Here is a 14,769-nt window from a genome sequence, read left to right as displayed (position 1 = left end):
GGGCAGAAAATGTTGAAGGGAGACGCCAATGACAACACGGCGCGGACTGCTTGCAGGAGGTGTGGCTTTGGCCGCTGGCGCCGCCGCCTACGGCGTTTTGGGCGCACGGCCGTCCGTGAACCTTGCCAGGGCAACCGGCTTCCCTCGGCTTCAAATGCCGCCATTGCTCGATACCTCCGAATCGGGGCGTTTCGACGTGACCGCACAGTTCGGCACGACCAGTTTCATCGGCGGCAGGGCGACACCGACAATCGGATTCAACCAGCCTTATCTCGGGCCGGTTGTTCGCGTTCAAAAGGGGCCGTTGCAGCCGAAAGTCGCCAACGCTCTGTCATGGCCTGTCAGTTCCCACTGGCATGGACTGCTCGTACCTGGCGAACACGATGGCGGTCCGCATTTGCCGATCGGCCCAGGTTCCGACTGGACGCCTGATATGCAGATCGACCAGCCGCCTTGCACGGCCTTCTTTCACACACACATACACGGGCGAACTGCACAGGATGTCTATGCCGGGTTGGCCGGAGTGATCCACATCGTCGATGGCCACGATGCGGAGCGTGGATTGCCAGAAACCTATGGCACGGACGATCTCACACTGGTCATTCAGGATCGCAGATTTGCCGGTGACGGGCGGCTGGCCTATGCGAATTCGATGATGGACATCATGCATGGCATGACCGGAGACACGATCCTGGTCAACGGCCAGATTGGAACGGCGGCGCATGTACCGACGGGAATTGTCAGGCTGCGGATTGTTAACGCTTCCAATGCCCGCATTTATTCGTTGCGCCTGAGCGACTCCCGCCCGATGCATCTCATCGCGACCGATGGCGGGTATCTTGCCCGGCCGATCGCACTCGAAACGCTGCGAATGGGTCCCGGTGAGCGTGCTGAGATCCTGGTCGATTTCACGAGCGGGCATGACGTTTCTCTCGTGAGTGACGGTGATCCCAATCAGGGAATGGGCGGCATGATAGGCCGCGCCCGGGGAATGCTCGATGGTTTGACGGGCGCGCGGCGTTTCGAGGTCCTGCCAATCCTTGTCGATGAACGCCTCCCGGTCGCGGTTGACAAAATCCCCGATACGATAGGAGGCAAGGCGCCCTCACTTGCAGATTTTGAAATTGCCAAAACCAGGCGCTTCTCACTCGACATGGGCATGGGAGGAGACATGATGGGAGGAGGCATGATGGGCGGGTTTGCCATCAACGGAGATCCGTTCGAGATGGCCGTCGTCAACCAACGCGTGCGTCTTGGCGACACAGAAAAATGGGTCGTCAGCGCAACCATGCTGGCCCATCCTTTCCACGTCCATGGCGTGTCGTTTCAGGTCGTCCGCGAAAACGGCCGTGATCCGCTGCCCGAAAGCAGTGGATGGAAGGATACTGTCGTCATTGATGGCGAAACCGAATTGCTGATGCGCTTCACGCAGCCCGCAGGCGATCGAACGCCCTTCATGTATCACTGCCACATTCTCGAGCATGAGGATGGTGGCATGATGGGGCAGTTTACTGTGGCCTAGCTCTGAACTGACCTGAGAGGAGGCAAAACCGATGTCAGAAAACCATGCCGGTCATATGCCATCAAGCGGCCGGGCGCTCTCGATTTCCGCGTGGCTGACGGGCGTCTATTTTATCGTGGAGCTCGGCATTGGATTGTGGACCGGCTCGGTCGCAGTCATCTCCGACGCCTTTCATACATTCTCCGCGGTCGGAGGCGTTCTGGTTGCAATCATCGCCGCCCGCATCGCGAAAAGGCCGGCGGACGAACAAAAGTCCTTCGGCTGGTTGCGCGCCGAGATCATCGGCGCGCTCGTGAATGGCGCATTTCTTCTGATCATGGCCTTGGTTGTGATTGTCATGGGACTGATGCGGCTCGGAAACCCGATCGATCTCCCCACCGGTCCGATGCTGATTGCAGCGGCGGGAGGCCTCGTTACGGAGTTCATTTCGCTGTATCTTTTGTACCGGCAACAGGGCAGTGATTTGAATGTACGGGGTGCCTATTGGCACATCATACAGACATTCGTCGGCAGTCTAATAATCATTGTCGCTGCACTGGTGATCCGATTTACCGGCTTCCTCGCAATTGATCCCTTGTTGGGGATTATCTTCGGGTTTGTGCTTCTGTGGGCCAGCTGGGGGATACTGCGCGACGCCATTCATCTTCTCATGGAGGGAACGCCTGATGAGATTTCGCTTGCCGAAGCCAAGGCCGCTCTCGCGGTAATTCCGGGTGTGAAGAATGTTCATCACGTCCACGCCTGGGCACTTACAAGCGGCAAATATGTGTTCTCGGCACATGTCATGGTGGATAAACGCGCCGAAATTGATTCGGACGAGGTCTTGACGATTGCACAAGGAAAGCTCGTGGATGAGTTCGGATTTTTCTTTACCACAATCCAGGTGGAGACCCGATGTCATGACGAGGAACGAGCGCGCGCAATCGATACGCTCGTTGATCGGTCGATGGCGACGTGAATGCGATCACTTCATCAGATATTTGACCAGGGCCGCAATCGCCAACAAAACGAGGATGCCGATCAGCAGCATCCCGATGCCACCAAATCCCATCATGCCGCTTCCCAGACTGTTGTCCATCATTGCTCGGTTTCCTTGACCTTGATTCCGACGATCTGTCTTCGCGTGATCCACAAGACAACTGTTGGAACGACCAGCCACTGCAACAGAGGGCTCAGACCTGTTCCAAACGGTGGCACCAGAGGCATCAATTCCGAATAGGTCCAGCGCAGCGAGACCTGCGTGTAGTAATACTCGAAACCGACTGTCAGGCCGATCCCGATGCCGAGATACATCAGATACTGCCAAGCGGCAGGACGGAGAAACCACTGACGCGTCCGCGCTGCCAGGCTTGTGAGACCGAAAGCAACAAGGGCAAAGCCGACATCACCGAATGTCGCCGACATGCAAAGCTTGATGCCGTCCCAATGGTTCATCTCGATCATCCCGGCATAGGTAGGTGCCTGGACAAACTCCCATACGAAATGGAGGAGAAAGGAGAATACGACGATGTTGAATTCGGGCTGGTACGTTATTGCGCGCATGGAAAGACCCTGGCTTTGGTTTTGCGGAAAAGCCTAAACGCTCCGGTGGGTGGAAGGTCAAATCGCGCTGAACTGCGGCGCGATCGGCCCTATTCGTTCACCAACTTCGCCAACCTCCATGATTGTGTGCAGGGTTGTCTGTTCGCTTCCCGCGGTCCCACGCCTGCATTGCATCCGGCGACCAGGAGAAACGCCCGGGCCGAGTTCGTTGACGTCATTCACCCTTTGTCGCCTGACTTTTTGCCAAAATCGGCGAAGATCGTGAACGACCTTGCCCCTTTGGAAAGATTCGATTTTGCGATGCGCGTCTTGCCGATACGTTGCTGGAGATATGCACAAACGGGCTCAAAGTCCTCTATCGCCAGCATCCTCCAAGGCGCTCCGAAAGATTTCTCAACATTTTTCGAGATGGCGCCATAGCTGAATGTTGTTGCACGCGACCTGTCGGCGCTGGCGAACTGGTTATACCTGCTGATCAGGTACTGAACATACCGACTGGCCTCCTGATCGGCACCGATCGTTCCAGCTGCCGGTTGGATATGTAGCGCTTTGCGTGTCGTTCTCACATTGACGGTGTGGGCCTGAATCGCTCCAGGACTGTCGACAATGACATTGCCGCTGTCATTGTTAACGATGACGCGCCTTAGGTCGCCGAGCAGGATCTTTGCAAAGAAGGCGTCTGTCGCCTGTTCGGGCCTACCCATTTCCTTTTCCCGAATTTTCTTGAGTTCTTCCAACGCCTCTGCCGAAAATGCCTCTGGTTGCGAGTCGACAATTCGGTGGTGACGTCGGCACAGCAGGATAAGGTTGTCGAATCCGTGGCGATCTTCCTCGGTTTGGCTGCTGTCAAATCGAGGTCCGCCTGCTTTCTGCGCATGAATGTGACAGATCTCGCCGGTGATCGTGCCGGCGCTTTCCACGATGGGAAGGGAAAAACCTGGAAACGCACAAAGATTGCCCGATAGGGCGAACAGCCTCTTAATTGTTTTTTCTGTCGGCCCCAAAAGCGCACACTCCTGTTGTCCTAGATCTCTGCCGCTTTGAACAAGCCTTGCCGACCGGCTCGCTTGAGTTTGTTCCATGCCAGTCCGGAATCCTGATCTTACTAGGCCGACGCGTGATGCAAAACTCTGTTCGGATCTATCCAATCCGGCGCCCTCATCATTTGGCGACTTGATGGCACGCGTCTTCGGCAAGCGGGAATGGGATTAAACCTCGGTCAGCATCAGGTCCGTGTCGCAGGACCCATCTCGTGAACCGGCCTGGTCGGTGTCCCGCGCGTTTGTTGGCGCTTGCCGCTTGACCTTTCCTGCGCTGGAAGGCGTAGGCTTTGATATGGCAAGGAGGCGATGCGCATGAGATCAGAGACAGAGCAGATGGAACGGGACATTCTTCGCGTCTATCGTTGTGCCCGCGGGCAAGAGCGTCCGGATATTGCCGAATTCATGTTGGCCGCGCTGGAAAAGCTCGATCGAGAACGGGAACGTTTCCCGCTGACGGAGCGGCCCCTGATGGAAGCCTATCGGGACATCGCCAGTCGCCTTGGCGAACCGAGATGTGCGGCGCAGCGACTTTCCACCTCGAAGTCTGAGCCGCACAGTTAGAAACGCCCGTGTGGTCGATCATCGGAGGCCATTGGCGAGGAGCCAAATATACACGGTTGCAGATCGCCGTTCACTGGTCTGTGGTTCTGTTGCTGATCGGGCAATGGTATACCTCCGACGCCATACCCCGAACGCATAATCCGCTGCTGCCTCCGTCCGAATCCGACCTGTTCCAGCATGCTGTCCACAATTATGCCGGGCTGCTGATCGGTGCGTTGGTGCTGTTGAGGATCGGGCTTCGAATGTTCCTGCCACAATCGCTGCTGCCGCGACTGACGAACTGGCGGGACCGCACCTCGCATGCAGTCCATTGGGCGCTGTATTTCTCTCTTCTCGGACAGGTTGCTGCCGGGTTTGTAACCTCCTATCTCTGGGCGCCTGCCGCGCGCTTTCATGTACTCTTCTGGAATGTCACGTTGATCCTGGTGGGGCTCCACATCGCCGCAGCCGCTTATCACGCGCTTCGGGGAGACGGTGTGGTCTGGCGCATGATCCCGAGCACCCTCGAACTGCTTATCCGCCCGACCATACGAAGTGAGGAACGGAACGCAGCTCACGGTTCCGATGCCTCTCGCACCGGACAATCCGGCACATCCTCCTCGGAGTAGCGCGGGACAGTCGTCACTCCCTTTTCTCCGTTTATGATCTGCGATCTTCACATGCGCGTTCTTGGGGCATGGATAGTCTTCACTTACTGGTACGCTGGCATTGGATTTACGTTTGGGCGTCGCCCTGCGGGCCGGGCTGTTGGCAAGGCTGAAGCCCGTAAGCGGTCTTCCCCCATCCGGGCTGCCATCCCTGACGCCGGGGGCGGCCGGAAGGATTGGAGAGCTGCGAGAGCACCTTGGTGCCGCTCGCGCGCGGCGGCCGGCAAGGGAGGCTTCACCGCTTCTGGCCGAGAAAACTGCGACCCGGCACAAATGCCGGCTTGCCAGACGCGCCCTTGTCCTGCCTTGCTCTTCGCGGCCTCCGGGATCGGCCCCTAAAGAACAGGGAGCGGAAACCGGATAGAGGACCGCGCAAGACGCGGAAAGAGAATGGAAAAAGCCGAGCTCGAAGAGCTGAGAGACAAGGTGAATTGCGGGGCGGTTCTCGAAACCGCCGGCTTCGCCGTCGATCTGAAGGAAAGCACCCGCAAGGCGGTCAAATACCGCCGTGGCGACGACATCATCATCGTCATTCACGAGGGCAAAGGCTGGTTCGATCCACTGTCGGAGGCCAAGGGGGACGTCTTCCGTCTGGTCGAACATCTTGACGGCCTCCCGTTCGCGGCCGCGCTCTACGTCGTTGCCGATCTCATCGGTTTCGTCCCCAAGGAGCATGAATGGAAGCGACCGTCACGCGTGCACGCGCCTGATCTCTCCATTCCCGAACGCTGGAACGCGCGGCGCAAGCCTTGGCGCGGATCAGCCACATGGCGCTATCTGCGCGACGAGCGTGACATTCCAGAAGCGATTCTGAGATCGGCCATCACCCAGGATATCCTGCGCGAAGGCCCCCGGGGGAGCATGTGGGCGGCGCACCGCGATCGCGCGGGCGCCGTGACCGGCTGGGAAGAGCGCGGGCCGGACTGGCGTGGTTTCGCGACCGGCGGCGCGAAAGTGCTTTTCCGGCTCGGCCCCGTCGATGGGCCGCGGCTTTGTGTCGCCGAGGCGGCGATCGACGCCATGAGCCTCGCCGCGCTCGAGGACCAGCGGCCCGACACGCGCTATTTGAGCACCGGAGGCGGTTGGTCGCCGGCGAGTTCCGAGGCCCTGCGAATTGGCAGCGTTGTCGCGTGACGTGCAAACGATTAAGTTGATCCGATTTGTGAGCTGAGATCACATGAGAAGACGCCGGCTGCCATCCTTGAACGCACTGCGATCCTTCGAAGCCTATGCGCGCTTCGGATCGATGGTGATGGCCGCGGAGGAGCTTTGCGTCACGCACGGAGCGGTAAGTCGTCAGATCAGATCCCTTGAAAAGGAGCTGGGCGTGGTACTTGTCTCGGGACCGCGACATTCTCTGCGCCTCACAAGGGCGGGGCTCGAACTCGCGAACGCCCTGCGGGAGGGGCTGGATCGGATAGCGGAGGGTTTGCCGGCTTCAGGAGAGGCTGACGATCTCGTCGTCTCAGTGCCCACGACGTTTGCCATGAAGTGGCTGATCCCCCGCCTGTCGACGTTCCATGAGAGTTTTCCTGGCGTGAACGTCCGCATTATCGAGGCTTCGGCCCGGACCCTGTTCGATGGTGACGATGGAGCGCGGGCGGCGATCCGCCTGCTGGAAGACGCTCCACCGCCTGGCCTCGCCGCTACGGCTTTTCTGGAGCATGCCTACGGCCCCGTTGTGGCCCCCGCGCTCTTCGAGGCGGACGGGGGAGATCCGGCAAGAATTCTCAGCCGGCCGAGGCTCACGAGCGACACATTTTCACATGGATGGAGCCAGTGGGCCGAGGCGTACGGAGTCGACTTGCCGAAGGCTTCCGCCGCGCGGAGATTCGAGCACAATACGTATCTCCTCGAGGCCGTTGCCGGTGGCCTTGGCGTCGCCGTGACAGCCTGGGCTTTCGCGGAAGCCGACATTGTTGCGGGACGGCTGATCGCGCCTTGGGGGTTCTGCCCGCTTCCCACCCGGTTTACGTTCCTCCGACCGTCCCGGGGCGGTCACCCTGCCGCGCCCCGGCTTGCGAATTGGCTGGTCAGGGAAGGGCGGAGATCCGCACCGTTTCCACGGGCAAAGACACACGCGCCATCCTCATCTTCCAGGCTTGACAACTGATCTCGCCTAATCGGCGTTGGGGAACAGGTAGCGCGCCGTTATCGCCGAAGCTGACAAGTTGCTCGGCGAACACGCGGCGCATGGCGCGAACAAATTCGTGCAGGATCGCTCACGAATAGCGGTCTTCCACGCGGCGGCGTCCGAAGTCCAGGACCGCGAAGAACGCCCAGCCGAGAAACGACAGCAGGATGACCATGCCTATGACGGTTGCAGTGTCGGCATTCTCCTGGCCATTTGCCAGCAGGAAGCCGACGCCCTTGTTGGCGCCCATCAACTCTCCGATTACGGCGGCGGTCATGGCCAGCGTCGTCGCGACGGTCGCGCCCGCGAACAGGGTCGGTATCGCCGCAGGCAATTCAATGTGTCGAAATCTCTGCCACTGGGACAGGCGCAGCACGCCGGCCAGGTCGGAATAGGATTTGTTCATGTAGGTGATGCCGGACAGCATGGCAGTCATCACCGGAAAGAACGTGACAATTGCGACCAGCACGATCTTCGGTGCGGCGCCAAGTCCAAGCCAGAGCAGCAACAGCGGTGCAATTGCGATTTTCGGAGTGGTCTGCAGCAGCAGGATGAGCGGTGTCGTCAGGCGCAGCAGGAGCGGGGAACGGGAGAATGCGATCGCGGAAGCCACCCCGACGACCGCTCCCAGCAGGAAGCCCCCGAGGATCTCCGAAAGGGTCACATAGATGTGCCAGAGGAGATTAGCATGTTGGAATAGAAACACGATGCGTTGGGCGACTGCCCACGGTCCCGGAAGCAGGAAGTCGGGTACCTCGAAGATGTGGACCGCCGCGCTCCAGAGCGCGACGATTCCGATCAGGCCAATCAGGCTGCGCTTGAGCACGGCTACCTACTTGATCGAGGACGGATCGACGACGAAGTCGACAGCCTTCGGCGCCTTGTCGATCACGCCGTATTCCGCCAGGATGTCAGCGTTCTGCTGCCAGGCGTCGAAGTCGGCGGCGCCCAGGCCCTTCTCCTTCGTCAGCGCGCTCTGCCAGACCGACGCGACGAAGGTGTTTTCGAAAGCCGTCGTCAAGGTGTCCATCTGATCGGCCCAGGTCGGTGTGTACTTGTTGACCTGCCCCCCGTTTTGTCCGCGTCTATGAGTTAGCCCTGTTTACGTTTGAAGTGCTACCCAACGTGTCCCCGTTCGGAGTCAGAGTTTCCGCCCGCCGATACCCGAAACCATCATCCCGTTGGACTGTAGACCGGCCATGCACTAACAATCTCATTGGATCCGTCAAATAGGGTTGTTCATGACACCTGCTTAGCTCGTGTGCTGCGCATTGATAGACGTTTCGATTGGAACGGACTAGCCTAGTCAAACGGTCTCAAGAGTCCATGATTTGCAAGCACCGGCGACATGTGAAGATAGCGGGCGACCTTGCGCTTGGCCGCGATGTCGCTCCACACAGCCTCGACCTGCGCTTCGGAGAGACCGATGGAGGCGCCGGCCTCGACCGCGGGAACGCCGTTGTCGAGGGAGTAGAGGCAGGCGTCCATCTTGGCGTAGGGCAGCGCGAAATAGAACTCTTCCTGCGTCTGCGGCAGCGAATAGGTGTCGGTGGTCGGCGGGCGCTTGCGTATCTCTTCGGGCACGCCGAGATGGGCGGCCAGCTCATAAACCTGCGACTTGTAGAGATGGGCGATCGGCTTGATGTCGGCGGCGCCGTCGCCGTTCTTGACGAAGAAGCCCTGATCGTATTCCAGCCGGTTGGGCGTGCCGATGACGGCGAAGTTCAGCCGGTCGGCATGGTAATATTCGAGCTGCTTGCGCGTGCGCTGCTTCATGTTGGTGGCAGCGACGATGCCGAGATAGGCGTCGGCCGGCAGGCGCAGTTTGCGCATGGCGCCATCGGGCGCGCGCACCACCAGAGACGAGATGTTGTAACCGTCCGCCGTCAGCGCATTGTCGAAGACGATCTTGCTCGACCAGCCCGCGCCGTAGTCCGGTACGACCCGGCGGATGGCGTCGTCGCGGCGGCGGTAGCAACCCATCGCATCCAGCGCCGGGCCGATATCCTCGACTGCGTGCCCGATGCCGAAGGTTTCAGCCACGGCCTCGCCCAGCCGGTTACTTTCCGGATCGGAATCGTGTTCCGGCATCAGCAGGCCGAAAACGCGTTCGGGACCGACGGCGCGTACCGCCAGCCCCGCGCAGACGGCGGAATCGATTCCGCCGGAAATGCCGATAACGAAGCCGCGCTTGCGCAGGTCACCGCGCAGGATGTCGCGCATGCGCGCAGCGATGCGGTCGGCCTCGGCTTCGGCCTCAATGGAAAGGGCCGCAAGGGTGAAGGCCGGAGCCCGTGCGCTCGTTTCGTTCATGGCGTGGTGCCTCCGTCCGATGCGAGACGGCGGCTGAGCTTGCCGCTGCCGGTCTTCGGCAGTGCCTGGCAGAACTCGACTTGCCGCGGTACCATGAAATCGTTCAGCATGCGGACGCAGTGACGCAGGACGTCCTCGGCGGTCAGTGTATCGGCCGACTTGACGATCATCGCCTTGAGCGTCTCGCCCAGTACCGGGTCCGGCATGCCGACGACCAGCGCCTCGACCACGCCCTCCAGATCGTAGAGCGCGGATTCCACTTCCCGCGGCGCCACCTTGAAACCGCCCGTCTTGATGATGTCGTCGCGGCGCGAGACGAAGGTAACGTAGCCGTCGCTGTCGGCAAAGAACAGGTCGCCGGTGTGGAGGCGCAGGCTTCCCGTCAGCGGATCAGGACGCAGGGCATCCGCCGTCGCATCGGCATTGTTCCAATAGCCGCGCATGATGTGCGGCCCCGAAACAACGAGTTCCCCGACGATACCGGGCGCAACCTCGATACCGGCCTCGTCGACGACCTGGATGGCGGTTCCGGGAATGGCGATGCCGGCGGAGGCCGGGCACAGGTCGATGTCGCCCGGCGGCAGCCATGTCGCCCGCACGCATTCGGTCTGGCCGTACATGGAATAAAGCTGCACGCCGGGAAGCAGCGCGCGCAGTCTGCGGATGTGGGCGACCGGCAGGGGAGCGGCCGCACTGGTGATGTAGCGCAGGCCCGCAAACAGGGCCGGGTCCAGCTCGTCCATGCGCAGCAGCAGGGCGATCATGGAGGGAACCATGGGGAAGCCGGTGACGCGCTCTTCGTGCAGGCGCTCCAGCACGGCGGCCGGATAGGCGAAGGATTTCTCCAGCACCAGCGTGGCTCCGACACGTACGCTGGTTAACAACTGCGTCAGCCCGTATCCAAACGACAGCGGCAGCACGTTGAGGATGACATCGCCCTCGACGTTTCCAAGATAGGAGACGATGGACGCGGTCGCGGCATCGATGTTGTCATGCCCCATCATCACGCCCTTGGGATCGCCCGTGGACCCCGATGTGTAGATGATGGCGGCGAGATCGTCGTCGCAAAGGGCCGGGTCGGCGGAGAACGGCCCGGTCTCCAGGCATTGCTCGAAATCGGCGGCCCCAGGCAGCGCCGGATGCGGGCGAGTCAGGACCGTTGCCGGGCGCGCTTCGGGGTTGATGGCGAGCGCATCCGCGACCGTCGGAGCGCCTCTGGCGTCGGCGACGATAGCCGCCGGCGAACAATCCGCGATGATGAAGGCGAGGCGCTTCGCCCTGGTGGACGGATTGACCGGGCAGGCCACGGCGCCCGCCTTCCACACGGCATAGAAAGCGACGGCGGTCTGCCAGCCATTGCCGGCGAACACAACGACGCGGTCGCCCCTGCCGACACCATTTTCGATAAACCATGCGGCGAGGCCATCGGAGGCGTTGCAAAGTTCCGCGTAGCTTACCCGCCGCGCGCCGTCGACAATGGCGGTCTTGCCGGCATGGCGCAGGCAGCTTACTCGGAGATGGCTTTCAATACGCATCGCCGCGCTTTCAGGCCGCCTTCTTGCGTTCGATGAAGGCGGCGATTCGGTCGATGGAATCGAGATTGGCCGGCACGATGTCGGCATCGGCGATCGTCAGCCCGAACCCTTCTTCAAGGAAGCCGACCAGTTCGAGGATGCCGGTGGAATCGACCATATCGCTTTCAATCAACGAAAGATCGCCGGGCAAAGGCTGACTGTCGTCACCGAACAGGAAATTCTCGACAATGAAATCGCGGATTCTTGTTTGCACTACATCAGACATATTGTCTGGTTCTCACCCTGTTTTCGTTCGGCGCGGCTGGCCTGCGGCAAAGGTCCGGTGCCACAGCTGCGTCGAGAGAACGCCCATGAAGGCCGTATTGTCCTTGAAGCTGGTTGCCCTTCCGTTAAGCGCCTTGCGTTTCAGCATCTCCACCATCTTGCAGTTGAACAAGCCCGCCTCGACCAGCGCGCTGTCGGAAAGCGCCCCATCCACTACGGGCCTGGCGGCGGGAACTGAGAATGTCTGGCTGTCAGGCGCACGATAGGGTTGCTTGGGGCGGTCGACGACCGCATCCGGCACCAGGCCGCGTGCCGCCTCTTTCAGGATAAATTTCTCTTTCAGGCCGCGCAGTTTAAGGCCCGGATGAAGCCCGGCGGCGAAAGTGACGACGCGGTGATCGAGAAACGGAAACCGGCCCTCCACGCCATGCGCCATCATCACCCGGTCACCCTGGCTCGACAGGATGTAGCCCGGAAGCAGGAAGCGGGTTTCGAGATATTGCGCCTGGTTTAGCGGATGCCAGCGGCCGAATTCTGCGGGCAGTTGCGCGGCGAGGTCGGCCGCCGCGTCATAGGTGCCGAGCGTGTCTTTCAGCGCCGGGGAATAGAAGAGCTTCGCCGCCGTGGTGGAGCGGAAGCGCGGACGGTGCGAGAACAGCGGATCGGTGAGCTCATCCGAGCCGGCAGAGAAGAAACGGGCGAGATAGTCGGCGCTCTGGCGCTGCAATTGCGGCAGATAGGGATAGAGTCGCTGGAACAACAGGGGCCGGCGCACCGAACCCGGCTGGCGGGCGCAAAAGCGCCGCACGGCGGCTTCGCGGAAGATGTCGTAACCGGCAAACACCTCATCGGCTCCCTCGCCGGTCAGCGCCACCTTCATGCCGTTGCCGCGAACGAGCCCGGCCAGCCTGTAAAGCGGCGCAGGCGCGGTGCGCAGGACGGGGCATTCGGCATGCGCGACGATATCCGGGAAATCGGCGGCGATTTCCTCCTCCCCGCAGAATACGCGATGGTTCGCGACGCCGAGCCTTTCCGCCACCTCAGCCTGCCAGCGGCTTTCGTCGTGCTCGGCGGAGCGGAAACCGACCGAGAAGGTCTCGAGGCACCCCGGCGCCAGCCGCGCGGCAAGGGCGGTGACGAGCGAGGAATCGAGCCCGCCCGAAAGATAGGCGCCGACCGGCACGTCGGCGCGCAGTCGGATACGCGTGGCGTCTTCCAGCAACGCGCCGAGTTCACCCACCGGATACTCCGAATTCTCGAAATCGCCGTCACGGGGAAATTCCAGCCGCCACCACGGGCGTACCATCCGCTCGCGTCCCTGCGCGATCATCATATGCCCGGGCGGCAGTTCGCTGACACTCCTGAAGGCGGTGCGCGGGGCGATCGGCGCCCATAGCGTGAAGACCTGATCAAGCGCGACGGGATCTAGTTCGGCCACAAAGCCCGGCACGTCCATCAGCGCCTTGACCTCGGAGGCGAAGAACAGCGTGCCGCCGATATCCGTGTAATAGAGCGGGCGCACACCCATGCGGTCGCGCGCCAGCCACAGGCTCCGACGCCGCGCATCCCACAGCGCGAAGGCAAAATCCCCGTTGAGTTCGTCGAGGCAGGCCGTGCCCATCTCGTCATAGAGATGGAGGATCACCTCCGTGTCGCTGCCGGTTAAAAAGCGCCGCCCGCGCGCCTGCAGGCGTTCGCGCAGTTCGACGTAATTAAAGATCTCGCCATTATAAGAGATGACCAGATCGCCGCGCGCATCAGCCATGGGCTGCTGGCCGTCGGCGAGGCCGACGACGGAAAGCCGCGCATGGGCAAGCCCGATGCCGGGTGCCGAATGGATGCCCTTCTCGTCCGGCCCGCGATGGCCGAGCCTGACGGCCATGCGCTGCATCAGCGCCGGCGCCGCATCGGGCGAAACGGTGGAGCCAAAAAAACCTGCTATGCCGCACATCGCGCTTGCCCGCCCGTCAATCGAAGCGGTCGCCGATGAGCCGCGTCCAGCTCTCGCCCGACAGGCCGTTGAGGAAGGCGCGGCCCTGCGTGGCGGCATCCGCCAGTTGCGGCCTGGAAGAATGGAACACGGTTGACGAGGCGTGCAGGAAGGCGAACTTGCGGTCGAGCATAGCGTCGAGCAGCGCCGGCTGGGTACGGCCACGAATGGCTGCAAGGCCGCGCGCATGGGCATCGGCGAGCAGGCGTTCCAGCACCAGCCCTTCCATGCCGGGCGCGGCCATGACCTGCATCGCGCGGCCGATGCCGCCGCGGTCGCCGTAATAGACGAACAGGCCAGCGAGCTTGCCGCCACGCGTGCGCAGGATGCGCTGGACGCGCGTGCCGTGCCTGGCCTTGACGCGGGCATGGGCGAGCATGCGCGCCAACTGTTCGTCGCTCCAGCGCGGATGCAGGCGATGATGCACCACCAGTTCCCCGATGGCGCCGGCAAGCGCGTCCTCGTCCGGTTCGGTCTCGGCAAGCGCATCTGTCTTGCCGGGACGCGGCTGGAAACCCGCCCAGGAAAGACCGTTAACGCCGGCGGCCGCCGCGCGGTCGGCCAGCCGGGCCAGCGGCGTAAATGCTCCCAGAAGGCCGAAGCGGTTGGCGGCCATGCGCGTGACGAAAGCGGCCGGACGGATGACGCGCAGATATTCCAAGCTGTAAGGCGCCAGCACATGGGCGCCCATGCGGCGCCACATCGCCGTTGAAAGATCGTTGGACGTCTCGCTGAAGGACAGGTCCTGCGGACCGGACAGAACGGCTTTCAGCAGACGCGCGCCGGCGAAGGGATCGGCCTGGTGACCGTCAACCATCCATGTGGTGCAGATGGCGGCGCGCAGGTGCTCGCCGTCCAGTTCCATCACCTGCGGCAGAACGCCGATGAAGCCGTTCAGCCGGCCGTCTTCGGTGACGTGAACGCGCGAAACGATCTCCCCGTCGCACCTGTATGGCCCGCAGAAAAGATCGTCGAGATAGACCGCGAGCGCCGCGCCGCCATCGGCAGAGGTTTCACGGCGCAGGATGCGCAGGAACATCTCCGCCACCGCCGGGGCGTCGTCGTGCTCGAATGGCCTTACCTGTGACACATGCGTGGTCCCGTCATGCCAGAGCCGGTCGGAACGCTGCGTCCAGCGCACAAACCGGCAACTGCAACTCCATAGGGCAACACGGTAAAGTTTCGCTTAGCAGCTTCGTAAGAGTGACTGCGACGGGA

General features: G+C 61.7%; 14 protein-coding genes and 1 pseudogene. 6 read left to right on the top strand and 9 right to left on the bottom strand.

The genetic code is table 11. From position 1 onward, the window contains the following. Positions 1-28 precede the first annotated feature (28 nt). Both KUG85_RS20135 and KUG85_RS20130 read left to right on the top strand, forming a co-directional pair. Positions 29-1,522: a multicopper oxidase family protein gene (locus tag KUG85_RS20135; RefSeq protein WP_223006661.1), complete on the top strand. Its 1,494-nt coding sequence runs from the start codon at positions 29-31 to the stop codon at positions 1,520-1,522. 31 nt (positions 1,523-1,553) lie between these two features. Continuing rightward, complete coding sequence (locus KUG85_RS20130; protein WP_223006660.1) at positions 1,554-2,480, top strand: cation diffusion facilitator family transporter; 927 nt, start codon at positions 1,554-1,556, stop codon at positions 2,478-2,480. Positions 2,481-2,599: 119 nt separating this feature from the next. On the opposite strand, the gene KUG85_RS20125 is transcribed toward KUG85_RS20130, so the two are convergent. Together KUG85_RS20125 and KUG85_RS20120 are read right to left on the bottom strand one after the other, a co-directional pair. Then, positions 2,600-3,064 (bottom strand): hypothetical protein, encoded by a 465-nt coding sequence (locus KUG85_RS20125; protein ID WP_009452587.1) that lies wholly within the window; start codon positions 3,062-3,064, stop codon positions 2,600-2,602. Positions 3,065-3,282: 218 nt separating this feature from the next. Continuing rightward, positions 3,283-4,146 carry an HNH endonuclease signature motif containing protein gene (locus KUG85_RS20120; protein WP_255606517.1) on the bottom strand — a complete coding sequence of 288 codons (864 nt, stop codon included), beginning with the start codon at positions 4,144-4,146 and terminating at the stop codon, positions 3,283-3,285. Between the two features lie 273 nt (positions 4,147-4,419). Here KUG85_RS20120 and KUG85_RS20115 point away from each other — a divergent pair, with 273 nt between their 5' ends. From KUG85_RS20115 to KUG85_RS20100, 4 genes and pseudogenes are all read left to right on the top strand, one after another. Next, entirely contained in the window at positions 4,420-4,668 is a 249-nt protein-coding gene (locus KUG85_RS20115; RefSeq protein ID WP_223006659.1) for a hypothetical protein, read from the top strand. 56 nt (positions 4,669-4,724) lie between these two features. Continuing rightward, entirely contained in the window at positions 4,725-5,276 is a 552-nt protein-coding gene (locus KUG85_RS20110; protein WP_223006658.1) for a cytochrome b, read from the top strand. A gap of 429 nt (positions 5,277-5,705) precedes the next feature. Beyond that, positions 5,706-6,428 (top strand): annotated as a pseudogene (locus KUG85_RS20105) (DUF3991 domain-containing protein); the annotation flags it as partial. A 64-nt stretch (positions 6,429-6,492) separates the two neighbouring features. Continuing rightward, positions 6,493-7,428 carry a LysR substrate-binding domain-containing protein gene (locus KUG85_RS20100; RefSeq protein WP_255606516.1) on the top strand — a complete coding sequence of 312 codons (936 nt, stop codon included), beginning with the start codon at positions 6,493-6,495 and terminating at the stop codon, positions 7,426-7,428. A 109-nt stretch (positions 7,429-7,537) separates the two neighbouring features. On the opposite strand, the gene KUG85_RS20095 is transcribed toward KUG85_RS20100, so the two are convergent. The 7 genes from KUG85_RS20095 to KUG85_RS20065 all read right to left on the bottom strand — a co-directional run bounded on the left by KUG85_RS20095 (position 7,538) and on the right by KUG85_RS20065 (position 14,692). Then, positions 7,538-8,275 (bottom strand): ABC transporter permease, encoded by a 738-nt coding sequence (locus KUG85_RS20095; protein WP_223006656.1) that lies wholly within the window; start codon positions 8,273-8,275, stop codon positions 7,538-7,540. Positions 8,276-8,281: 6 nt separating this feature from the next. Beyond that, complete coding sequence (locus KUG85_RS20090) at positions 8,282-8,479, bottom strand: hypothetical protein (protein ID WP_223006655.1); 198 nt, start codon at positions 8,477-8,479, stop codon at positions 8,282-8,284. A gap of 272 nt (positions 8,480-8,751) precedes the next feature. Beyond that, the gene (gene nadE / locus KUG85_RS20085) at positions 8,752-9,762 is read right to left on the bottom strand and encodes an NAD(+) synthase (RefSeq protein ID WP_223006654.1); all 1,011 of its coding nucleotides are present in this window, start codon (positions 9,760-9,762) and stop codon (positions 8,752-8,754) included. After that, complete coding sequence (locus tag KUG85_RS20080) at positions 9,759-11,297, bottom strand: class I adenylate-forming enzyme family protein (RefSeq protein ID WP_223006653.1); 1,539 nt, start codon at positions 11,295-11,297, stop codon at positions 9,759-9,761. The genes nadE and KUG85_RS20080 overlap by 4 nt, the downstream gene beginning before the upstream one ends. 10 nt (positions 11,298-11,307) lie before the next feature. After that, entirely contained in the window at positions 11,308-11,562 is a 255-nt protein-coding gene (locus tag KUG85_RS20075; protein WP_223006652.1) for an acyl carrier protein, read from the bottom strand. Between the two features lie 12 nt (positions 11,563-11,574). Continuing rightward, positions 11,575-13,512: an asparagine synthase (glutamine-hydrolyzing) gene (gene asnB / locus KUG85_RS20070; protein ID WP_223006651.1), complete on the bottom strand. Its 1,938-nt coding sequence runs from the start codon at positions 13,510-13,512 to the stop codon at positions 11,575-11,577. 16 nt (positions 13,513-13,528) lie between these two features. After that, positions 13,529-14,692 carry a hypothetical protein gene (locus KUG85_RS20065; protein ID WP_255606515.1) on the bottom strand — a complete coding sequence of 388 codons (1,164 nt, stop codon included), beginning with the start codon at positions 14,690-14,692 and terminating at the stop codon, positions 13,529-13,531. Positions 14,693-14,769 lie beyond the last annotated feature (77 nt).

Origin of the sequence: Nitratireductor rhodophyticola (assembly GCF_019891355.1) — a bacterium.
Classification (GTDB): Bacteria; Pseudomonadota; Alphaproteobacteria; order Rhizobiales; family Rhizobiaceae; genus Nitratireductor; species Nitratireductor rhodophyticola.
The sequence above is the reverse complement of the archived record's forward strand: the minus strand, read 5'-3'. Positions and strand labels throughout refer to the sequence as shown.